The sequence below is a fragment of the Pirellulaceae bacterium genome (genome assembly GCA_029243025.1).
Lineage (GTDB): Bacteria > Planctomycetota > Planctomycetia > Pirellulales > Pirellulaceae.
This window is the reverse complement of sequence record JAQWSU010000026.1, coordinates 1-23,153: the sequence shown is the minus strand read 5'-3', so window position 1 is coordinate 23,153 and position 23,153 is coordinate 1. Positions and strand designations below refer to the sequence as shown.

Genomic DNA, 23,153 nt, shown 5'->3' with positions numbered 1-23,153 from the left:
CCCAATGTTTTGTTACAGGAAAAGTGAGGGTAGCCTCGTCAAATTGTGGCGAGTGAGAACTCATTGACGCCGAAAACTGGCCTGCCTATCTGCAGCTGATTGCAAAGTGGCGAGCTGTGAGAGGAGATGACCTGCGATGCGTTATTCATTGTTTGCGGTTTGCGTATTGTGTTTGCCGGCGTTGAGTGTTGCCCAGTCGGGGCAAACGCCTCCGGAGAATGCTGCAATCAACAAGGCAATGCAGGGGTTTGTTGATGCGGATGCCATTGCTGGTGCTGTTACCCTCGTTGGGCATCGAGGCAAGATTGTCCACCTTAGTGCGGTCGGTTGGGCCGATGTCGAGAAGCAACGACCAATGAAAAAAGGGAGTCTGTTTGCGATCGCATCGATGACGAAGCCGATTGTGTCAACGGCCGTTATGATTCTGCAAGACGAGGGGAAACTGTCTGTCGATGATAAGGTCAGTAAATATCTTCCAGCGTTTGCTGAAGTGAAGTTGCAGGGGGGTGAAACGCCCTCACGTGAAATGACGATTCGTGATTGTGTTACACATACGGCAGGGCTTTCCGGTAAACAATCGTTCGATGGTTCATTGGAAGAAGCTGTTGACGCCCTCGCGCAAAGGCCTGTTGCCTTTTCACCCGGCGAACGCTGGCTTTACAGTCCCGGGCTCAATGTGGCTGGGCGGATTGTGGAGATTGTATCCCAACAACCGCTAGACCAATTTCTTAAGACAAAAGTGTTTGATCCCCTGAGAATGAACCGGGCTACTTTCTTTTTGGATGAGAAGCAATTAAGACGCGTCGCCACACTTTATAAGTGGAACCCTGCGGAGAAAACGCTCGTTCCCTCGAAGGGGTTTCTCGGTGATTACAGCCAGTTGACGGCACCGAATCCGTCTGGTGGGCTTTTCGCCACGGCACGCGATATGTTTCGGTTCTATCAAATGGTGTTGAACGGTGGGATGTTGCGTGGGCAGCGAATTGTTTCGAAAGGTGGTGTCGAGGCGATGATCTCACCGCAGTCAGGCGACTTGAAAACGGGGTTTACCCCAGGGAATTGTTGGGGGCTGGGATGGTGCCTCGTGCGTGAGCCTCAAGGTACGACAGGGATGTTTTCAAAGGGGACGTTCGGTCATGGTGGCGCATTTGGGACGCAGGGGTGGGTGGATCCCGAGACAGACACGATTTACGTGATGATGATTCAACGCGATGGTCTGATCAACAGTGACAACTCGAAAATGCGAAGAGTCTTTCAACAGACGGCGGCCAACCAGTTGAAGGAAGGCGAATTTGAAAACAAGTAAGAACGCGGTTACCAAATAAACGGAATCAGACGGTAGGGCACTCGGCGCTTGTAGCCCACGTAACCGGGTAGCGAATTCGACAAGGTGGCCTCTTCGATCTTGATGCGAAGTAGGAATATCTGGGCCAAGACGAGGGTTGCGAGAGATCCTGCTGTACTTTCAAGCCAAAGGCCCAGGCCGATTAGCCACAAGAGCATCCCGAGATACATGGGATGGCGGACGATGCCGTAAATGCCCGTATCGACTAAAGTGTGCCCACGATCCGATTGGTCTTTTACAATCGGAGCAACAAAAGCATTTCGATAAATCGATGCCAGACATAATCCGAAACCCGCGATTGAGACGACGGCTCCCAATGCCGATAGCGAGCGTGAAGGCGGCGGCAATAGGTGGAAGTGGAAGACATCAATTGGAATGAAGATAAACCAAGCGAGGAAGAGTAAGACCATAAAACAAGTGACAATCCGATCCCTCTTCGGCTGACTAGCCGACGCCGGAGCGGAAAGTCGAGCCTCGAGACCGTGCGGGGCGATGCGAGCCAGGATAAAGACCGCGATCGTTGTTGCGATGCCGTAAACGATCAAAAACTGAAGGGCTCGAGGCCAGTCCCAGGTTGGGGCTGGCAGGAGCAGTAACGCTGCGAATAACGTCAGCTGGAATGCGACACCGACGAGGCTCTTGATCACAAGCATGGAGGTTCTTTTTCCTTGGTTCGTCGCGTTGGTTTATCAAGGATCGTCCTGCTTCGAATGAAGCCCAACTCTCAGAAGGGCGATTTCGCAATGAGTGCGGTGGTTCGAACTTTAACGGTTCGCTCCGCTTTCAATCCATTCCACATTCATGACGCAGTGTCGAATGCAGCGACCTTCCGTGGAACTGTAACTATAGGTCAGGTGAATCAAGCCGTCCTGTGACTGAATGACGGAAGGATAGTCGAACGTTTTTCCTTCTGTATCACTTGGTTCGATCACTCGTTGATGCTTCCAGCTCTGACCCTCGTCAGTTGACAGCAGCACTGACAGTCGATGGCGACCTTGGTCGGTGTCATTACAAATCAGAATCCACTTTCCATCGTTCAGCGCGATCGCTTCTAAGCTCGAACCGGGGTTGGGAAGAGTACTGTCAGTGGCTGGAGACCAGGTTTCACCGTCATCCTGAGAACGGGCAACAAGAACCCGTGGCGGTGGATGGCCAGAGTCTCGGCAAAAAGCCACCAATTCGCCGTTCCGTTTTCTCACGACAGATGGTTGAATCGGCCCCAGGCCTACGATGGGAGAGCTTGCCCGCCAAGTTTGACCCTGATCATCGGAGATGCCCATCAACGATGTGTTGTAGCCGTCTGAATACAGGGGAAGTAGGATGCGTCCACGGGGAAGCGTGATGGGATGAGTGCGAGTCATCCAGCCCATTTGGCGTTTGGACGGATCTTGGGCTGCCTCCAACAGCAGTCGGCGGTAGGGTTTTGCGTATTCGGCCCACATGCCGTCTTTTACGCCCAGTTGGTCGAAACGTTCTCGCATGACCTCTGCAAATGCTTGCCCCGGCTTTAATTGGATCGTATCCTGCCAGGACCAATCTGGCGCTCCCTGTCCATGGGCTTGATCCGCCCGGCGATACTTCAGCTGGCTGCATTCCCAACGTTCCGCCAGGACTGAAATCCAAAACATCCAAAGTCGATCATGGCTGTCGATAAACAAAACTGGATTACAATCTGGAAACTTAGGCGTGTCTGCCATTAAGAAGACAGGGCTCCAGTGATGTGCTCCTTTTGCCAAGCGTGCTCCCTGAACCACGACATCCGCTGCTGTGCGTTCACCACTCCCGAAAAACCAACACGCGATCAGACTGCCGTCGGGACATTCCACAATGCTGCTTGAATGGGCGTGCTTATTCGTGGGAGCGAAAATATTCTGAGAGGTAAATGTGGGATCGGCGAAACAGTTTGCTGGCAGGAAAAAAGCAAATAGGATCAAGTAAATGCGATTCATCGGCACTTCTTTCCTCTGCAAGATAACGAGGCTGCTGCCTCAGGATTTCCTGATTATTGATCGGATACCATTGTACGCTCTGCTATCATATTATGCCGGTGCAAAATGCCATGGGTGACTATCGCGCAAAAAACAAAATCTATTCATCGGAGGGTAGCCTGACCGTGAGACGACTGCTAGGTACGGGGTGGGTGGTTTTGGTGTTCACTGGAGCGCTTCAAGCAGATCGGTCTGAAATGCCGAGCCGCGTGGGGCCATTTCCACAGGAAAAACGAACCTTTTACACCACCCAGCAGGGATTTCCGAGCAATGATGTGCGGTCGGTCGCAGTGGAAAAGGATGGTGCGGTCTACGTGCACACTGCCAAGGGGGACTTCACGTTGAGGAATGGTGAATGGGTGCCCAGCAACGATGCAGCCGCTATTCTTCGTCGGAAGCACCAGGTGCCTTCGGATATTGGTGAGCTACCCAAACAGGCTGGTAAGGTTTTGGCCGTCGCTCATGCACCCGAAGGAAAAGTTGCAATCGGTACTGAGTGGGCATTACTTCTAACAGGCCCTGGTGGAACGCAGGCAGTATTTCCGCAGGAAGGAAACCGTCGTTGGGCTCCTAGCAATGTCTTCGTCGATTATGACGGTTTAGAACGATTGTGGTTTGGAAGTGCTCAAGGTGCAGGCTGTTATCAGGACGGAAAATGGCGTCTTTATTCCGGTGTTGATGGTTTGCCCTATGACGACATAACCAGTGTGGCCGGTGGGGGAAATGGAACAGTTTGGTTCGGGACGAAAAGAGGCGTAATTCGTTTCGACGGAAAAGCTTGGGCGTATCGTCAAGGAAAGCGATGGTTGCCGGGTGATGAAGTTCGAGACGTGGCGCTTGATGCCGAGGGCAACGCCTGGGTTGCTACGGATGGTGGTCTTTCGTTCATCTATTTTGTGGCGATGACCTTGGCGGAAAAGGCCCGATTCTATGAGGATCAAATTGATCAGGTTCATCGTCGCACTCGCTTTGGCTATGTCATCGAAGCACAGACCGAAGTGGCCGGGGAGAAAGTGAACATCCGCCTAGATGCCAGTGACAACGACGGTTTGTGGACGAGCATGTATGGGGCAGGTGAATGTTTTGCCTATGGGGCTACCCAAGATCCAATGGCGAAACGACGCGCGTCAGATGTGTTGGAGGCGCTTCAGCTCTTGAGTCAGGCTCCCCGGGGTGCGGAATACGCTCCGCCCCAAGGATTTATCGCTCGGACCGTGCTGGAAGTCGCCTCGAACCGTGATCCCAATAAGCATGCTTACTCACTCGAACAGCAGATGCGGACCCAGCAAAGGGATAGGTATTGGCGGGTCTATCAGCCTCGCTGGCCGAAATCCGCTGATGGCAAATACTATTGGAAGAGTGATACGAGTTCCGATGAGCTCGATGGGCACTACTTCTTCTATGCACTTTATTACGATTTGGTCGCCGAGGACGAACAGCAGAAGTCAGTTGTGCGTGAATTGGTCCGCGACAATATTGATCACCTGATCAAACATGATTTCAGTTTGCACGACCACGCGGGGCGCACACGCTGGGCTGTGTATGGGCCGCGGGAGCTAAATCAGAATCCGGAATGGCATGTCGAACGTGGTTTGAATTCAATCAGCATGCTTTCGTATCTCAATGTGGCGTACCACATCACTGGGGATGTGAAATATCGGGAAGTGGGTCGGCAGTTACGGGAGAAGCATTCATACCACATCAATGCGCTCACACCAAAATATCAACGTGGTATCGGGTCTGGGAATCACTCGGATGACGAAATGGCCTTCATGGCATTCTACAATTTAATAAAATATGAGCCTGATCCTGAATTGAAAAAACTCTATCTCGTTCCCTTTGCTAATTCGTGGCGGCAGGAAGAACCCGAGATGAACCCGTTCTTTAATTTCTGTTATGCAGCGGTGGGGGCAAAGGTAAAGGTCTCAAATATCTATGGCGAACATGATTTGTCACCCTGGCCAAATTGGCTTGATGATTCAATCGATACCCTGAAGCGGTTTCCCCTGGATCGATTTGACTGGCGTCATACGAATCATCACCGCAAAGACCTCCTGTTATTGTCAAAACATTGGGCCGACGCTTATCAGGAGGAGGTGCGAGGGAAAGGATATCGGAATAACGGAAAGGTGATACCCGTTGACGAACGTTATTTTAACCATTGGAATTCAGATCCTTGGGAACTGGATACGGGGGGAGGCGGACGAGTGATTGGGACAGGGACGGTTTTCACGTTGCCCTATTACATGGGGCTGTACCATGGTTTTATCGCCGTTGATTGATAGATTGGAACTGCTGAAGACTGCCTGTTTCAACCCTTGTTAAAGCTTGGGTGGAATCCGATCAGGATATTTGAAGTTGGCTCTCTGGGGACACCGTGAATGAGTCGGAGGAATTCCTAGAGAAGTTGGAATCATTGAACGTCATCGAATACAGGACCCAAACATGACTCTGATGCTTAATTTATGTGTGTGCTTGTTGTTCGGTCTGGAGGCGACTGGGACCCGCCAAAATGATCAGCGGACCGCGGTGATTGGAGGTCGGGTGCTGGCGTCTAAGCATGGTGCCGATCAGCGTCACTTGCCCATGGGTAAGCCGGTCTCCGCCAGGGATCTCCCATGCCGAAGCGTGTTGCACAACTCCTTTGATCAGCGGCTGTTGGCTCAGGCATCCGTTCCCGCGATGCCGCGGCGACAGGACTTTGTCGTGGCGGGACATAAGGTGTTTGTGATTGAACCTCCACCGGAGTCGCGACGAAAAGGCCGCTTGCCGTGGGTTTGGTATGCCCCAACCTTCATCGGCAGATACCCGAATGAACAAGAGCAGTGGATGTTCGATCGATTCCACGCCGCGGGGATTGGCGTGGCGGGAGTGGATGTGGGTGAATCGCATGGGAGTCCCCAAGGACGCGACATCTATCAATCGCTCTACGAGGAATTAACGCAGAAGCGTGGTTATGCTGAAAAACCGATCTTGCTCGGGCGTAGTCGCGGTGGATTGATGCTGTACAGTTGGGCGGCCGAACACCCGTCTTGTGTGGGAGGCATCGCAGGGATCTATCCGGTCTGTAACGTTAAGACCTATCCCGGCTTGGAGCGAGCTGCTGCTGAATATGGAATCACTGCGGAGCAGCTGGAAGAAAGAATAGCCGACTATAATCCCATTGATCGATTGAGCGGTTTGGCGAAAGCGAAAGTTCCGATCTTTCATCTTCAAGGTGATCAGGATGACGTGGTACCTCTGGAAATGAATTCCGCCATTGTGGAAAAACGTTATCGAGCACTGGGCGGCACGGTAACGGTTGAGGTGATGAAAGGGCAGGGGCACAATCTTTGGAAAGGCTGGTTCCAGTCACCCCGTTTGACAGAGTTCATTATTTCACAAGCTTGGAAGTCAAACGAATCGGCGTCGAAGCTGGACTCTGCAAAAGCAGCAAGAGACTGACGCTGTGGAGAGTTGGTTTTGATCGGAAAGCGAGGGGAGGCAGGCTTTCGCTCGCTTCGTTGCGTTGAGCTGGCCGTGTTGTGGCGGGGATTCGGGGGGGCTATCGTCTGGTGCCGGCATCGTGCTCAGAGATGTGTCCGCCAGCGATCCACTTTTACGTGTTGAAGCGGAAACCTTGCCGTTAGTCTTTGATTGCGTTTAGCATTTCCAATTGTTGATCAAGTGGCTGTTGGAGGAGGGCAGTGAATTTCTCGTAAAACACGCCCTTGTCCTTCATGTTTACATGGTCAGCGAACGCCGCTTCCCATCCCCGCTTGGCGATCTGGGGGTAGAGTGACTTGGTGACGTCGCTAACACGTTGTGATTTGGATTGATGGATCATGAAGGCAAAGGCCCAGGCTCCCGCGTCATACGCAAGGTGGCGGTAATACTTGCGGATTTCCGGAGAAGCCTTGTCAATGTCCTCCATGTCCCGGATGCCAAGGGCTGGGTCGGGGATGCGTTTGACATTCTGTAGGTAGTGAATCATGTCGTGGCGAAAGTTTGCCCAGCCTCGTTTGTCACCGAGGTAGGAGGCATAGAATTCGGCGCCGCCCTCCATCATCCAGGTTGGAGTGCGGGGGAATGAGCGTTGGAACACATGGGTGTATTCGTGAATTCCGCGCGTGTAGAGATAGGGGGCGTGGAATTCGTGGGGATTGATGAAGACCAGTTCAGCGATCGGTGGGTCGGTATCTTGAACCATTGATAGATAGGCATCGCCACGTCCGCTCATGGCTTTCTTAATGATTTCGCTGGCGCTACCCTTGAGGCAGGCGTTGAATTCATCTTCGTTGGATGGGTGGCGATGTCGACAGTATTCAGCAGTAAGTCGGCGGTGAAACGCTTTGCTGTTAAGTTCACTGTTCTGATGACCTGCAATGTAGACAAACACTGGGCCATAGTTGCCAAAGTGGGCCCGCGCTTCATTAATGCCTGCTTTGATCATATTGGGCCATTGAGAGAGATCTTTGGTGTTGCGCACGAAGACAGGTGGAGTATCGACCGGAGACAGTAGGCGAGGGGTAGGGAGTGCGTCTTCGGTTTGGCCAAAGACAATTCCATTGATTGGCAGAGTAAGGAACAGCCAAAAGAAGCGATGGCAAAGAGTTTTCAGGAAACGATGTTCGGACCGACGATTCATGCGGCGGAGCTGATGGTCAGAATTCCTGCGGGAGTGACGCGTGTTCGCACACCTGAGTTCTGCCCTGACTTGGGCACCGCTCTGGGGAAGTTCCGGAGCGGTGGTTCTTGGGCCCATCATGATCTACAGCTGATCGGCGTCGAGCGATTCAAAAAGCTGTTCCAGTACTTTATTATCCAGATCTGCACGTGCCGATTTTCTTTGGGAAGGTAATTCGGCGAAGATTCGATCGTGGATGACCGGTGCCAGTTGTTGTTGCTCAAGCAAGTTTCCGGCCCGCGTGTCACTTGGTTGGGCCGAATGCTCTTGGAACAGACGGTCGACTTGCGTCGCGTCTGTGTGATGGTTCAGTCCATCGGCGAGGCTGGCTGCAATCAAGCTCATCTCAGCCAGATTGCTGATCGGGCTGGCAGCAAACAGGTAGCTTCCGGCTTGGAACGATGCCACGAGATCACTTGTCGTGAACTGTCCATCGCAATTCCAGTCGCCACTAGCCCAAGTTGCTGAGGCGTCAGTCTGCTCGTAGAGGCCGGCAGTAAATACCAGGACTAAGTCACGGGAGTCGAAGTTTCCGTCAAGGTTGGCATCGCCTGCGGTCGTATTGAGAACTTCTTCCACGAGGTAGTTTTGGTCAGCAAGGTTGACGAGCCCGTTGCTGTCGAGGTCGTACTGAGCTTCATTGCTGCCGCTTTGGATAGCACCGCACAATGCGTCAACGTCCTCAACATCCACGAGCTGATCGCCATTCAAATCGCCAACGAGGCCAACAAAGGTGACGGCTCCCGGTGAAGCGGCGGCGGCAGTCCAGGAGCTACCCAGGTTTCCGTAGCTGATCGCATCACGTCGGGTGAGCGTCATGCCGGTTCCATCCGCGTTGCTGGGCCAGGTGCCTCCGTTGTCGTAAATAATCTCGTCCTGCACAACTAAGGGCAACACAACCGGTTGGTTAGCCAATGTAATGTCGCGACTGAGTAAGGTGACACGTTCGCCGGTTCCACTGAGGCCACCTTGGAACCCTCCAATCAGTCGAACATTGTCGCTGATTCCGTAGTGGGCACGGAAGGCGGACGTGCGGTCGGCGTTGTCTGATCGATCGGGGTTAAACGAAACGATCACGGCCGTTTCCTGCGGGGCAAGCTCGGCGTCGAGATCGAAGTCCATGTCGACACCGCCGCGGAGACGCCAGTCGGTAAGCTTGATCGGTTGGTCGCTTGAGTTGTGGAGCTCAATGAATTCTAGATCGGATGAGGTAATGTCGGCAAAAGCGGCGACTGCGGCTTCCGACGGTGCGTCTGCGTCATATTGGACTTCCGACAGGATGACCGGGCCAACACGAGGATAGCTGTTCGTCGTTCCAAGTGAGGGCGCCGTGGGAGCCAATGGCCCAGTGCCGTTCGGATAACGCGAGTGAGATTCGCCGGAAAGTGATGCACGGAAGTCGACGTAATCGACGATCCATTCGGGTTCGCCGCTATCGTTGGCTGTGGAAATCCAGAGTCGGTCTCCATCCGTGCCGCTAAAGGCAAATCCGTTAGGTCCGGCGTTGAAGGCGTCTTCTCGTAAGACAAGCATGGCGCCCGCTGCGATTGAGGTGTCGGCAGGAATTTGATACTTCTGCAAGTCGTTGAGCGAGTCGCTCAAGTACCAGCCGCCCAAATCGATCTGAGCAGAGGACCTGTTGTACAACTCGATAGCGTCAGTTTCATTTGCCGGATCGGTGCGAGAAAGTACCTCGTTGATCGAGATACCAAAAAGATTGCTGTCGAGCGTGCCTGGAGTGCCCCCAAAGCGACTACTCTGATTCCAGGAATCAGGTTTTCCATACAAGGATTTCGGTGTTTCAGCGGGATCGACGAGTTGCAATGATCCACCGTTTCCATCTGCAACGATCGGCCAGGGATTGTTGTCGCTGTAAGCGAATTCGACCAATTCGCCACCGAACGCATCACTGAGCGAAATCGTCTCACCGTTGTTCGCTAGGTTGCCGGTGTATTGTCCAAGAACGTTGATGTCCGTGCCGTATCGAAGCTGGAACGCATCGCGATTATTCACAACCACGCCAATCGCATCTGCATTCAGCGTGATGTCGTCGAATTGATATTGAATTCCCTGGTCGAACACCGTGTTCAGGAGATTGGTATCATTGCCGATGTTTTGGATCTCGATAAATTCAAAATCATCTGCAGTGAGTTCAGGGATTTCCACGAGTTCTGCAGTCGTTGGAGGGGCCGGATTGTAGTGTACTTCGGTGATGGTCAGTTCGGAGACTTCTGTAAGGTAGCTGTCGCGGAAGCCTCGAACCCATTGGTTAGAACTCTTGTCAAACGCGCGAACAAAGAGTTCTGTGTTGTTCTCGATAATCAACGGCGTGGTGTATTTCGACATTTCCAGATTGGGTTCTTCATGGCGACCGGTAAAGGTGAGCCTCGCGTCGAAGAAGAAGTCGTTGTCATTGGGGTCGCTGTTGACCGCTTGAATCACCAGGTAGTTATTTTCGTCGGGTAGAAGTTCCACGCGATGCATGTCGATGGGGAAGGATTCAAAACGGGTAGAATCGCGGCTCTCAGTCGAGATTGCGTTAAAGGGTACTGTTTCGATGGGATGGTCGTCGATCTCACCGGGAACATTCGATCGTGCCACCTCGGTGACGGACCCATTGTTTCGCCACAGATAAGCAACAAACCCATCGTCGTATTGAACGTCCAAACTGACGTCTGTTACCGTGATGTTCTCATTGAATGTGAATGGAATTCTCAGGTAAGCGACCGAGTTTACGCCCTTGAGTTCTGACTCGAGGTTTGTGCTGACCAGATCTTGGAATTTTCCACCCCCGGCGTCAAAGCCGATCCCCAGAGTACCCGTCGACCAGGATTCTCCATTCGTACCGGCAACGTAGCTTGGATTCACAAAGCAAGTTTCTGGATTGCTGAGACGGCGCCCCATGCACTGCTCAAGTAAATCTTGGCTGGTGGGTACTAGGTATTCGACCGGATTGTTTTCACCGATGACGTCGAAGGACGCGTTGATCGGGTCGGTTCCATCGGTAGTGTAATACAGGTCGAAATTGTCAGGTGCCGTGAATTCTACTGCTGTACCTGCAGACACGAGTCCCGGCTCGGGGGATACGGACAAGGGGTTTTGGAATTGCTCGTCAATCCACTGGGATCGCAAATCAACGAACCTTTTCATTAAAAAGATGTGGTCAGCATAGGTCTCAGGTTCTCGGCCACCTGGTAAGGGCGATTCCTTCGGGCAGTCTCCGTTGTTGCCCACGAAATAGCAATTTGGCCAGTGATACTTGTCGGTGCCGTAAGTTCGATTTGTCCAACGCTGGTAGTTGCGCGAGATCGGGTTGGAGGGCTCGCCCTCAGCTGGTTTGTCCAGGTTAGGATTCCCATTCGACAAACGATTGACCGCTTCATCAATATCGGCCAAGACTTTGTCCGTCTTCAAGACGGATTCACGGAGCTCAAACCACCGATTGGCAACGGCTAATTCAAAGGCTGGATCCTCGAAAAGTCGTGTCCAATAGGGATAACCATCGGCGCCGATGCTTTTTCCGTACCAGCCGTCTGGATGTCCGCCGCGGAGATAGTTGGCATTTCCAAAGGCCAGGTTGTAATCCCAAGCTGGCCCCTGTTTGATTTTTCCGTTTTGGTCTTTGTGATAATAGGTGCTAAGCCGGAAACCATCGATGTTCTTGGAGTATTCGACGAGTAGCCAGGTATCGATCCAGGAGCCCACATCAATGTATTTTGCGTAGCCTTCATTGGGGTCGGTGAAATCAGGTCCGTAAAGAGCCGCTTCGAATTCAGAAATGTGCGCTTGCAGCCAATCGACCTGTTCGTCAGAGATTTCACCGGTCAAGCAAGCATTCCTGCGATCGCCATCGCGTCCTACATCGGAACATCCTGGCTCAACGATCCGGACTTGTTGCCCGTTATCGGTTGTGATGTTTAAGTCTTCTGCTCCCGTCTTATCCTTTTTCCAAATGTATCCGCCGCTGATCTCGTTTTCGGAATTGTCGCTGGGAGAGAGTCGATTGATGTCAACACGATTTCTATCCGCCTTGATCTTTTCTACCAGCATGTAGGTGCCACGGTAATCGTCCTCGAAGTCCAACATCGCTTGTTCTTCATCGGACGCTTGACCGTTAATGAACACTTCAACGAGGCGTGTGCGAGGCGCGTACTGACCCATTTCTCGGGACAATTTGAAGGTGAGGTAGTTGTTTAATTGGGTTTTGTCTGCGTACGGCCCACTTAAAACCCAATCGGATTCAGCAGGTAAACCGAATACCGACACGGCGAGGTCTTTGGTGAATTGAGACTTTAATGCTTCGGAATCGTCGGAATCGCCTTGGATAAATTCGATGGCATATTGACGCTTGGCCCAGCCCTGGGAACTTTGACCACGGATCCTCGCTCCGACACGACCTGCGTATTCGGGTTCGTCAAAAAGATTGGCGTTGCCGTCTTCGCCGGTACCGATGAAGAGACCAACCGACGGAACGAGCTTAACGGAGTCTCGATCGACGGCCCGATTGCCGAACGAATCAATGATGACGACGGGTAAATTGGATTCGAAGGCACCGCCGCCCTCAAAATTAACGAGCTCCGGGGAGGCTTGAACATAGCCGGCCGTGCTAGTGGGACCGGGGCTGAAATCTGCCTCGAAGGCGCGAGCACGCAATCTTGTGGTTGCCGAAATGGTGAGGGGCTCCGAATACAATTCGGACTCTTCACTGGGGAGCGTGCCATCAAGTGTGTAGCGGATTGTTGCGCCGGCTGTCTCGGACGAAATCCCAACCGTGAACGCTTCGCTGAACACCTTGGTGGGTTCTGAGATGGTGACACCGCCCGAGGGTGGGGCGCTTGATTCACCATTAATGTCACCAGGTGTCGGAGTGACAAAGAACCCTTGAGTGGCGTCCGTGCTTACTTCAGTTCCGGATAATTTGGGAATCAGTAAAAAATCTTCATCATCGGAGGTCACGTTAAGACCGTGAAACGCTAACACATTGGATCCGCTTTGAAGCTTGTCGACGTGCTCTCGCAGGCTTACTTGAATTGGCTCGATGCCAACCTCCCCGATGCCTGTGTTGATGTCGAACGCAGTCACGTCGTGGCCGTTGAATGCCGCCGTGGTGCTGGCCGTCCAGCCGGCATACAGTTCGGGCGTCCCGGCAAATAATTCGTTTAGGTCGACGGTCGTAGAAAGTCTTGGTGCCGCTGGCTTTTGATCGTTGCTTGCGTAGTAGACATCCAGTTGGTTGCTGCTGCCGACATAGTCCAACCACACATGAAGAAAGTTGCTTCCCGGACCGGGATCACCGGGGAAAAAACCATTTCCATTAAATCGTCCCAAGGCGGTCCGAGCCAAGCTTCCGTCGGCACTCGTGTTGATACCCAGGTGACTCGGTAGCGTATCGTCCGGGTCAAACGCACCGTCGGCGCCCGAATCTAATTCAATGGCGAGAAAGGTTGAGCCTGTATTTTCCAGACCGAGGCTCGAGCCTCCAGAACCTAGCACGTTGTTGTCGTTGGACTGCAGCACGAAGGTCACGCCCTCGCCGCCGATTCCGTCTGAGTCGCCGTCCGCAAATCCACCGCCCGGACTATGGATATCGAAGACCATCGAAGCGCTGAACGTGTAATCACTGCCGAATTGAACTGGCTCGGTTCGCCAAACGGCACCGTTCATGTTAGCGGCTGATGGTGTGATAGTTAGCTTGGAGCCTTGGTAGGATGAGTCACCATTAAAAGTGAACTCTGACTCGTCTTGGCTGAAATCAGGGAAATCAAGGTCTTCGGCGATTCCACCATTACTTTGTGTGGCCACGGAGTCCCAGGATAAGGCCTCGGGGGCATTCATTCGCACAACCTCATGGCCGTTCAAATAACCTACGAAGCCATCGTCGAACTGAATCTCCAGCTGCAAATCCTCAAAGGTCGGCGACTCGCCAGCAATCTCAAATTCGGTGCGAATGTAAGCGGATGACGCGGATCCACGCATGCTGAGTTCGCCGTTTTCATTAATGTAAGGTCCGAATTCGCCGTCGGTTGTGTCATCGTCGAAGCCAAGGCCGGTCGTGCGAGCTGTCCACGTGCTGTCGTCGTACTCAGCTGCCGTCCAGCTTGCGGCGGGCAGGTCATTTGCTTCCGACGTAGGAAGGTAGACAGTGGCAGGATGATCGCTGCTGATGAATTCACGATCTACCAGCGTTTGACCCACACCGTAGGAAACATCGGTGTATTGCTCGGGCAACTCATTGAACTCGAACGCTGGGGTGCGTCCGTCCGGTTCGTAAAGCCCCAGATATTCCCCGCCCCGAGAAATGCTGAAATTGGTGTGGAGAGGCTTGTCAGCGTCCCGTCTGTCGTTTCCAGACGCGTAAACCAGTAGGGCGTTCCCGGGAGCAAGGGAGACAGATGGAAAAGTCCAACGGGTGCGATTGTCCACGTCATCGGTCAGGTGCCAGCCATCGAGGTCCACTGCCGAATTACCGGAGTTGAAAAGTTCAATGTAGTCGGATGAGGCGCCGTCGTCGTCTTGGTGAGCCAAGTCGTTAGAAGCCATTACTTCCGAAATAATGAGGTCGGCCGCCAGCAGGTGGCGTGGCTCGAGGGCCTCGAGTAGCGTTTTGCGGGAACCGAGATTGACACGAGAGCGGATCTGACTAGCGGATCGTCTGCGACGAAGTTTGAACCCCATTTGAGTCTCGCTTTATATACAGAATGTCCGGGCATTGTTTATTGATTTGATCAGCGCTCAATCGAGCCTGAACGAGTTCGTCCTAGACTGGACGAATCCTGCCGCTTCCACCTTGTTCCGTCGATCGGGAACAGGCTAGTTCTAAACTCAGTAGTTGCTAGTTGCAAGTTTTCTCGGCTGATTCTGCTGGAAAAATGTGTCTTGCCCCGAGTTGTCCGGCAAATTAAGCGGTTGCTCAAGTCTTCTCTCCCAAGAACTGAACGGTGAGATGTCGAGGTTCGAGAATGGAAACCTGCGAGCAAATTCAAGGCCCGCTTTTCCAAGATCGATGGTTGGGGCCATCGGAACTCGTAGGGTGCAGAATCGTTTCAGTCAGATTCATAGGCGAAGACAAAAGCGTGAAACGAGGGCTGGCCAGATGGCCCTGCGTCTTCGGGGCGGAAAAGCGTAAAGACCGTGTTACGCTGATTTTGGGTATCCGCCATGCGAGCATAAATGAGACGAAAGGGACAACGCCCGACGACGAGTGCGACGATACAGGGCAGTTGCGTGCTTTATTCCAGGATCTCCGGCAGGATCGCTCCGCTGGAGCCCGATGGGGGTTGGGTGCCTGCCTTCGCAGCGAGAGTACGAGCTACATCCACGGTAAAAACCTTGCGGGTCACTTGCTGTGGTTTGAGCCCCGCGCCAGCAAAGATGATTGGCACGTAGGTGTCATATCGCCAAGGAGAACCATGAGTTGCCGCCACTTGGATGCTGTCAAAATCATTAATGAAATGGTTGGGTTGGAAAACAACAAACACATCCCCCGATCGTTGAGGATGATGGTTTTTTAGGATTGCTTGGGTGATTGGGGTATCGGCAACACGCCCCTGTTCGAGTGCGGTACTCGAAACCGCTAAAGCGATGCCATCGAACTTCATCATCTCCTTTGCCACTGCGGCCTCGACCTCAGCTTGTTGTAATCCTTGCTTGGTAATTTCTTTTCGATTGAGATAAACATAGGGCGGGAAAAACTTTGTGATCAGTTCGTTTCCGATGCCGAATTGTTCTTTCAGGCGTAGCAGCCCGGCCTGTTTGTCCCAGCTTGTTGTGTCCACGTAGCCCGCTTCGAACCCCAGTTGTGAAAGTCGGGCCGGTATTTCGGGTCCGCCGTGATCGGCCGACAAAACAATCAGCGTGTTCTCAAGGCCGATTCGTTTGTCGATGTAGGCGAAGAAATTGGCCAGTGTACGATCGAGACGTAGTAGGTTGTCTTCTGCCTCAAGACTTGAAGGGCCGAAGAAGTGACCCACGTAATCCGTTGACGAGAAGCTGATCGCTAGGTAGTCCGTGATCGGATCCTCGCCGAGGCCTTCGTTTTCAATAAGGGTTTTGGCGAACGCAAGCGTTAACTCATCGCCCGCAGGGCTGACCGTTAAAAGTGTGTTGAAATACTTTCCGTCTCTGGTGCCGTAGGCGTGAGGAAAGATGCGCCCAAATTGGCCAATAGAAACTTCCCATGGCATGTCGTCTAAATCGGCAAAATGGTAATTGTTGCGGGTTTGCAATAAGTTCCACTCGGTGTTCTCGTAGCGGAGAGGGAGTTGCGCCTTGTTGAACTGCGTGACCCAAGTTGGGTAGCGATCATAGTAAAAACGACTTGTGACAAATTCGCCTGCCGACTTAGAAAACCAAAATGCTTTTCCCGTATGGCCGGCCATGGAAACGGCACCGCGATCCTTTACCGATACGGCAAATACCTTGGCAGCGCCAACCGTGTGAAGGGTGAGTTCATCGGAAAAGGTGGAGACGAGTATCGACGCCGGCGATCGACCGTCGGTGCGGGCTACTCGCTGAGTTGGATCAATTTCTGTGGCTTGGTCAACATCCGCGTCCGCGGTGAGGAGCGGATAGCGGTTGTCCTCAATATTGTAGGTCATTTGCCCTGTGTCGCGATCTAACCAGATGTTTCCTATCAGCCCGTGGGCGGATGGATAAGCACCGGTTGCGAGCGTTGCGTGACCGACGATCGTTTCCGTGTTTGCGTGAGCATGGTGAGCATCGACAAAAGTAATTCCGTCTTCCAATAGATAGCGAAAGCCGCCGGGACCCATCTTGCTTAGGTAACGCCGTGGTAAATCACCTCGGAGCTGATCAACCGTTATTTGAAGAATTAGCTTTGGGGAAGTGGAGTGAGACTTCTCCTGGGCATGGACTCCAAGTTCTGGCAAAGTCAAGCAGGCGAGTAAGAAGCATGGAAGTAACAAGCAGCGGAAAATGATCTTCATCGTATTTTAAGGCCGTTTGGATTCGAGTTTGGCAGGATGACGAGGATGCGAACGTCGACGATTCGGCGCCGAGACAGGAGTAATCCGTTTGATTTTGCAGCGAGGTGCCGTCTCGTGCTTGTGTCGACCTATTTTAACGAGGTTAGCGGTTGGCAGGTAGGAGCGACTTGTCTTGTCTGAACGTTCTTCCGTTGCACAGGGAAAGCAGCCAGACCGCGATTCAGGGGGCAGCGTGCCGAGCAGATCGAGCCAGAGTTTGTTGATGTTTTGCAACACTTGGCGTCTGATTGCGAACTCGGCGTCGGAAGTCGTCCTTGACGCCGCTTCCTGAAAGCCAAAGATGGGAAAAGCCCGCCAATATTTCGGCAAAAATAGAGCGGACCGGGAAGTGACAAATTCGCCTCCCAAGATTTTCCTCAAAAGATTATAGATTAGGAAAAAATTTTACCAAGACAACGCAAGGGTGCGGCAACCATCGGGGCAGTAAGTCTGACAAACGAGGATAAATAACTATGACAACTACTCAGCAAGCCATTCATCAGTTGACCGAAAAGATCCAAGACGCGAGCGAGCCGTTTCGCTTGATCGTCAACGAAGTGAATCAGGTACTAGTCGGTCAGGAACAGTTAGTGAATCGGATGCTCATCGGCCTTCTCACCGGTGGTCATCTTCTCATTGAGGGCGTCCCGGGGCTGGCCAAAACGACGGCCGTTGCCAGCTTGGCTCGTGCCATCAATACGGGATTCCAGAGAATTCAATTCACGCCGGATCTTCTGCCGGCCGACCTGATCGGCACACAGGTCTATCGACCACAGGACCAGACCTTTGTTGTTCAGAAAGGTCCAATCTTTTCCAATCTAGTACTTGCAGACGAGATCAATCGTGCGCCTGCCAAGGTGCAAAGTGCTTTGCTTGAGGCGATGCAGGAGGGACAAGTTACAATTGGTGGCGAGACCTTCAAGCTGGACGATCCGTTTCTCGTGATGGCAACACAGAATCCGGTCGAGCAGGAAGGTACCTATCCCTTGCCTGAAGCTCAGACTGATCGCTTCATGTTAAAAGTGATTGTCGACTATCCGAATCGAGACGAAGAGCTCAAAATTCTCCGGCGAATGAGCAAGACATCCACCTCGTTCAAGGTCTGTCCCGTGGTGGGACCGGAGGATATCAGAGCTGTACGTCAACTGATCGACGCAATTCACGTTGACGAAAAGGTGGAAGGCTACATCGTCGATTTGGTGATGTCCACTCGATCGCCCCAGTCTTACGGAATGAATCTAGACCAGTTGATTCAGTACGGCGGATCGCCGAGAGCCACGATCAATCTGACATTGGCCGGCAAGGCAAACGCATTTCTGGCTGGTCGCGGTTATGTTACGCCGTCAGATATTCGTGAAATCGCGCTCGACGTTTTGCGACATCGTGTCGTTGTCACTTACGAGGCAGAAGCGGAAGATCGAACATCCGAGTCCATTGTGACCGAGATCCTCAATCACATTCCGATGCCGTAAGTTTGTCGTCGGCATCCGCTGGATGTCCTTGTTCACTTTCCACATAACAACTTAAACGGCACAACGGATTGTGCCCAAGCTTATTATTATGATCCCGAAAGAAGTCTTTCAGAAAATCCGGCGAATTCAAATTCGCAGCTCGCATAAAGTGGACGAGTTGCTGGTTGGTTCATGGCATTCCGCCTTCAAAGGGCGGGGCATCGAATTTGAAGAAGTTCGGCCATACCAAGTTGGCGATGATATCCGTGCGATTGACTGGAATGTGACGGCTCGCAGCGACCAGCCCTACGTGAAGCTTTTTCGCGAAGAGCGAGAAATGTCGGTAAGGTTGCTTGTTGACCTGAGCCCATCGCTCGATTTTGGAAGCCAACAGCAAACGAAACGCGAGTTGGTTGCTGAATTGGGCGCCACGCTTGCCATGTCCGCGATCAAGAATAACGACCGGGTTGGTATGACGCTCTTCACCGATGACGTGGAGAAGAGCATTCCACCACGCAAAGGTTCCCGACACATCTTGAGGATTATTCGCGAATTGCTCTATTGCCAGCCTGTTGGAACCGGCACGAATGTGCGAGCTGCGATCGAGCATTTGAACCGTACCAGTTGTCGTCGTTCGGTGGTGTTTTTGATCAGTGATTTTCAAGATCGAGGATACGAATCGCTTTTGAAAGTAGCCCGTCGTAAGCATGACATTATTCCGGTTGTCGTCAGCGATCCTCGTGAAGGGCAGATTCCTAATGTTGGTTTGATCCATCTCCGTGACGCAGAGACCGGGGAAACCGTTGTCTTGGACACCGCGAGTCGACGAAACCGCGAATGGTATCGCGAAATGTTCATCGAACAAAATGAAAAACGGAACGGGATGTTTCGCCGTTTGCAGATGGAGCCGATTGAATTGACCACTGATCAAGATATTGTTGAGCCCCTGAGACGTTACTTTCGAAGACGGGAGGCACGTTGATGAGATTCGCAAGCTGTGTTGTTGCATGGGTGTTAATCCTAGTCAGTGCGCTCACCTCTCGAGCTGATGAGGCTGCGGGCTCGGCCTTGAGTCGAGTCACGGGATCTAAGTTTCAAGTCGCTGAGCCGTTTGAATTTCAAGTTTGGACCGAAGTGCCCCGCGGCAGCGTGGTGCATTTTCCAACGATTGGCGATCGATTGGGCGAATTCGAAGTCCTTGGGCTGACTGATCAAGAGGATGTCCCGCATGCAGATCGTGACGATCTGCGAACTTGGACGCGTACGATTCGTTTGGAGACTTTGTCGACCGGTTCGTTTGAGCTGCCCGCTCTGGAGATCTTGGTGGTTGGACCCGATCGGAAAAGCGAGCCGTTGCGGACCACGCCGCACCTGGTGAAAGTGATGAGCGTGTTGGAAGATCGGGCGGATCCGACCGTATTTCGAGATATTCGGGACGTGGTTGACGTGACGTTTGATTCACCCAAGTCGTACGCTTGGGTCGGCTGGACTGTGGTTGCGGGTAGTGTCCTGGCTTGTCTCGCTGGGCTGGCGATCGTCAGGGCTCGTCGCAAGCGTTGGATGACTCCAGCAGAATGGGCCGAGCTCGAAATAATGGAGCTGCAATCTGATATGGATAACGATTGTCCAGCTCGCGAGCTATTAGCTCGGCTTGACGGTGTCGTGCGAGTCTATCTCGAAAATGAGTTTTTATTTCCTGCTACGAGCTACACCGGGAATCAAATGATTGACGAGCTGAAAGGGTGGGGTGCAACCGTATCGATGTGCAAAAAAATGAGAGCATTGTTTCAGATCGCTGAGGAAGCGAAGTTTGCTGATTTGAATCTGAGTCGAACCGAGGTTGCTGCCAGAATTCAAGACACTCACTTGATTATCGACGAACTGCAGGCATTGTCGTGTGCCGAAAAGGAGGCAGCGTGATGTTGAATTCCCCTTGGTATTTGTTGTTGTTGCTCGTCCTGCCATGGATCGCTTACCGTCTGTTCGCAAAAAGACGACAGATGGCTATTCGGTTTACAAGTGTCGCAATTGCGAAACAAATGACACGAACGGTGCGCCAGCGATTGTTGTGGCTTCCGAAAGTTTTGGCGATTTTGTCGCTGGCATTTCTCGTTCTCGGACTTGCCAGGCCGAGAGAGGGACGGGAGCGAACAATCGTAGATAGCGATGGCATCGCCATCGAAATGGTGGTTGATCGTAGCGGCAGTATGCGTGCTTTAGATTTTCAGATTGAGGGCGAAAATGTTGATCGGCTGACAGCCATTAAGAACGTCGCTGGGAAATTCGTCAAGGGTGAAGATGATTTGGATGGACGCTACAGTGATCTGGTGGGATTGATTACCTTCGCCGGCTTTGCGGATGGGGTGACGCCGCCAACGCTCGATCACACTTTTCTCGTGGCCAATCTCAATAAAACACAAATCGTTTCCGAAGGTAGCGAGGACGGTACCGCCATCGGCGATGCGATCGCGCTGGCGGTCGAGAAATTAAATGCCTTGGATGATCGTCAAAAAGAAAAAGTCAAAAGTAAAGTGATTATCTTACTTACTGACGGCGAGAATACGGCCGGTGAATTAGACCCGCTTGCTGCCGCAGAGTTAGCACAAGCAATGGGTATCAAGGTTTACACCATCGGTGTTGGGACAAAAGGGCAAGCACCCATTCCGGTGCGAGACCGTTTTAGCGGTCGGAAAGTAGTGCGCTGGATGCCCGTGAATATTGATGAAGCGACACTCAAGAAAGTGGCTGAAGCAACGGACGGTAAATATTTTCGGGCTACCGATACGGAATCGTTGACCAAGATTTACGAAGAAATTGATGCACTGGAAAAGACAAAAGTCGAAGCGGATAACTTCGTCGACTATCGGGAACTGGCCGTGCAACCGTATCGCGCGGGCTTTCTCGCCGTTCCTCCCATTTTGTTAATTGCGTTTTTGCTAATGTTGGCGCGTGTTGTTTTACAAAACACGTGGTTGAAAGAGGTCGTATAAGCATGGAAATTGGAAACCCAACTTACTCCTGGTTGATCCTGTTCAGTTTGCTGGCAGTAGGGCTGATGATTTGGAATGGTTGGTCGAAGCAGCAGTCCATCCGGAAGTTTGCTGCCTCCAGTCAACTCAAGGGAGTTCTCCCGACCAGCTCCGGCCGGATCGCGGTTCTCTCAACCTTATTGCTGGCGAGTGGTCTTGTACTGCTGGTCGTCGCGCTCTTGGACATCCGCTGGGGGAAAACCACCCATGATGTCCCTCAAAAAGGAATTGAGGTGGTTTTTGCGTTGGATGTGTCGCGAAGCATGCTGGCCGAAGATGCCAGTCCGAGTCGGTTGGAACGCGCCAAGCAGCAAATCAAGGATATGCTCGAAGAGATGGCTGGCGATCGGGTTGGGTTGGTAGTGTTTGCTGGTGACGCGAATCAAGCAGTGCCGCTTACAAGTCATTACGGTGATTTTCGGCAAGTCCTTGACTCAGTGGGTCCGCATTCCGTTTCAAGAGGTGGGTCGCAACTAGGCGTAGCCATTCAAGCCGCGTCGAAAGCTTTTCTCGGTAAAACGGATGATCACAAGACCATCGTGATCTTTACCGATGGTGAAGATCAGGAAAGTCGTCCTGTCGAATTGGCCAAGGCGTTGCATCAAGAAAATGGAACTCGGATTTTTACCGTTGGACTCGGAGATATGGATCAAGGTGCGAGAATACCTGATCAAAAATCTCAAGGAGCTCAGTTTGTTGAGCATCAAGGAGAGCAAGTCTGGTCCAAATTGAACGGGCGTGTTCTCAGAGATATCGCCACGGAGACGAAGGCCGCTTACATTCCCGCCGGTACCAAGCGGGTTAACATGGCGGATGTCTATCACGGTTATGTTGCTCAAGTTGAACAAACAGAGTTTGAATCGAGTCAGGTCAACGCCTACATTCCTCGATTTCAATGGTTCGCGGCTCTCGCTCTAATTTGTTTCCTGAGTGAAATCATGGTCACGACCCGGAGTCGAAACGCAGCGACGGTTGGGGTCGTTGATGAGGAAGCGAGAAACGCTGAACCCGCTAGGCCGAGGAAAAAGGATCGCGCTGCGGGGAACCCTGTGGCGAAAGCTGCCACCGCGGCAGCGATCTTATTAGTCGCTGTCTTTGCGAAAACCTCAACGGCCCAAGAGATTGACGTGATAAACCAGATTAATGCCGGGAACGATCTTGTTCGCCAACAGAAACCGATGGAAGCAATTGAAGTTCTCACGGCGATCGACGATATCGATTTGTCGATCGAGCCGAAATTCAATTACAACCTGGCCGTCGCTCATTATCGAAATTCCGACTACCCGTCAGCGATGACCTTGTTCGGTGAGTCTGCCAAGTCAGATGACTCCCAGATTGCTGCTGACAGTCGATATAACCTCGGGAACTGTCATTACGCTCAGGCGATTGAGCAAATGGAACAGGATCCGGCGGTGGCAGTCGAACAGTTGTTGCAAGCAATTGAGCAATATCGAAGTGCCCTGCGACTTGATTCGGAAAATGGTGATGCTCGAGCCAACATAGAGTTGGCGAGCGAGTTAATCAAACAATTGAATGACCAGCAGGATCAGCAGCAGCAGGATCAACAGCAGCAGGATCAACAGCAGCAGGATCAACAGCAGCAGGATCAACAGCAGCAGGATCAACAGCAGCAGGATCAACAGCAGCAGGATCAACAGCAGCAGGATCAACAGCAGCAGGATCAACAGCA

General features: G+C 52.4%; 13 protein-coding genes. 8 read left to right on the top strand and 5 right to left on the bottom strand.

The genetic code is table 11. The features are described 5' to 3' along the window. The first annotated feature begins 136 nt into the window (after window positions 1–136). Complete coding sequence (locus P8N76_11765; protein ID MDG2382340.1) at window positions 137–1,306, top strand: serine hydrolase; 1,170 nt, start codon at window positions 137–139, stop codon at window positions 1,304–1,306. Between the two features lie 8 nt (window positions 1,307–1,314). Here P8N76_11765 and P8N76_11760 read toward each other — a convergent pair whose 3' ends face one another. Together P8N76_11760 and P8N76_11755 are read right to left on the bottom strand one after the other, a co-directional pair. Further along, complete coding sequence (locus tag P8N76_11760; GenBank protein MDG2382339.1) at window positions 1,315–1,998, bottom strand: isoprenylcysteine carboxylmethyltransferase family protein; 684 nt, start codon at window positions 1,996–1,998, stop codon at window positions 1,315–1,317. 111 nt (window positions 1,999–2,109) lie between these two features. Then, window positions 2,110–3,294: an exo-alpha-sialidase gene (locus P8N76_11755; protein MDG2382338.1), complete on the bottom strand. Its 1,185-nt coding sequence runs from the start codon at window positions 3,292–3,294 to the stop codon at window positions 2,110–2,112. Window positions 3,295–3,404: 110 nt separating this feature from the next. On the opposite strand from P8N76_11755, the gene P8N76_11750 reads away from it, so the two are divergent. Continuing rightward, entirely contained in the window at window positions 3,405–5,615 is a 2,211-nt protein-coding gene (locus P8N76_11750) for a hypothetical protein (protein MDG2382337.1), read from the top strand. A gap of 163 nt (window positions 5,616–5,778) precedes the next feature. Then, window positions 5,779–6,777 carry a prolyl oligopeptidase family serine peptidase gene (locus P8N76_11745; GenBank protein ID MDG2382336.1) on the top strand — a complete coding sequence of 333 codons (999 nt, stop codon included), beginning with the start codon at window positions 5,779–5,781 and terminating at the stop codon, window positions 6,775–6,777. A gap of 181 nt (window positions 6,778–6,958) precedes the next feature. Here P8N76_11745 and P8N76_11740 read toward each other — a convergent pair whose 3' ends face one another. The 3 genes from P8N76_11740 to P8N76_11730 all read right to left on the bottom strand — a co-directional run bounded on the left by P8N76_11740 (window position 6,959) and on the right by P8N76_11730 (window position 16,944). Continuing rightward, window positions 6,959–7,960, bottom strand: a complete 1,002-nt coding sequence (locus P8N76_11740; GenBank protein MDG2382335.1) for a hypothetical protein — start codon at window positions 7,958–7,960, stop codon at window positions 6,959–6,961. A 123-nt stretch (window positions 7,961–8,083) separates the two neighbouring features. Beyond that, complete coding sequence (locus tag P8N76_11735) at window positions 8,084–14,674, bottom strand: lamin tail domain-containing protein (protein ID MDG2382334.1); 6,591 nt, start codon at window positions 14,672–14,674, stop codon at window positions 8,084–8,086. A gap of 554 nt (window positions 14,675–15,228) precedes the next feature. Next, on the bottom strand, window positions 15,229–16,944 hold the full coding sequence (locus P8N76_11730; GenBank protein ID MDG2382333.1) for an alkaline phosphatase family protein: 1,716 nt from the start codon (window positions 16,942–16,944) through the stop codon (window positions 15,229–15,231). A gap of 512 nt (window positions 16,945–17,456) precedes the next feature. Between P8N76_11730 and P8N76_11725 the strand changes: the two genes are divergently transcribed. From P8N76_11725 to P8N76_11705, 5 genes are all read left to right on the top strand, one after another. Next, window positions 17,457–18,455 carry a MoxR family ATPase gene (locus tag P8N76_11725; GenBank protein MDG2382332.1) on the top strand — a complete coding sequence of 333 codons (999 nt, stop codon included), beginning with the start codon at window positions 17,457–17,459 and terminating at the stop codon, window positions 18,453–18,455. A 70-nt stretch (window positions 18,456–18,525) separates the two neighbouring features. Beyond that, window positions 18,526–19,416 carry a DUF58 domain-containing protein gene (locus P8N76_11720; protein MDG2382331.1) on the top strand — a complete coding sequence of 297 codons (891 nt, stop codon included), beginning with the start codon at window positions 18,526–18,528 and terminating at the stop codon, window positions 19,414–19,416. Continuing rightward, a complete protein-coding gene (locus P8N76_11715) occupies window positions 19,416–20,354 on the top strand; it encodes a hypothetical protein (GenBank protein MDG2382330.1) in 939 nt (312 codons plus the stop codon). The genes P8N76_11720 and P8N76_11715 overlap by 1 nt, the downstream gene beginning before the upstream one ends. Continuing rightward, window positions 20,354–21,424, top strand: a complete 1,071-nt coding sequence (locus P8N76_11710; protein ID MDG2382329.1) for a VWA domain-containing protein — start codon at window positions 20,354–20,356, stop codon at window positions 21,422–21,424. The genes P8N76_11715 and P8N76_11710 overlap by 1 nt, the downstream gene beginning before the upstream one ends. A gap of 2 nt (window positions 21,425–21,426) precedes the next feature. Then, window positions 21,427–23,153, top strand: a 1,727-nt coding sequence (locus P8N76_11705) for a VWA domain-containing protein (protein ID MDG2382328.1), incomplete at its 3' end; no start/stop codon positions are given.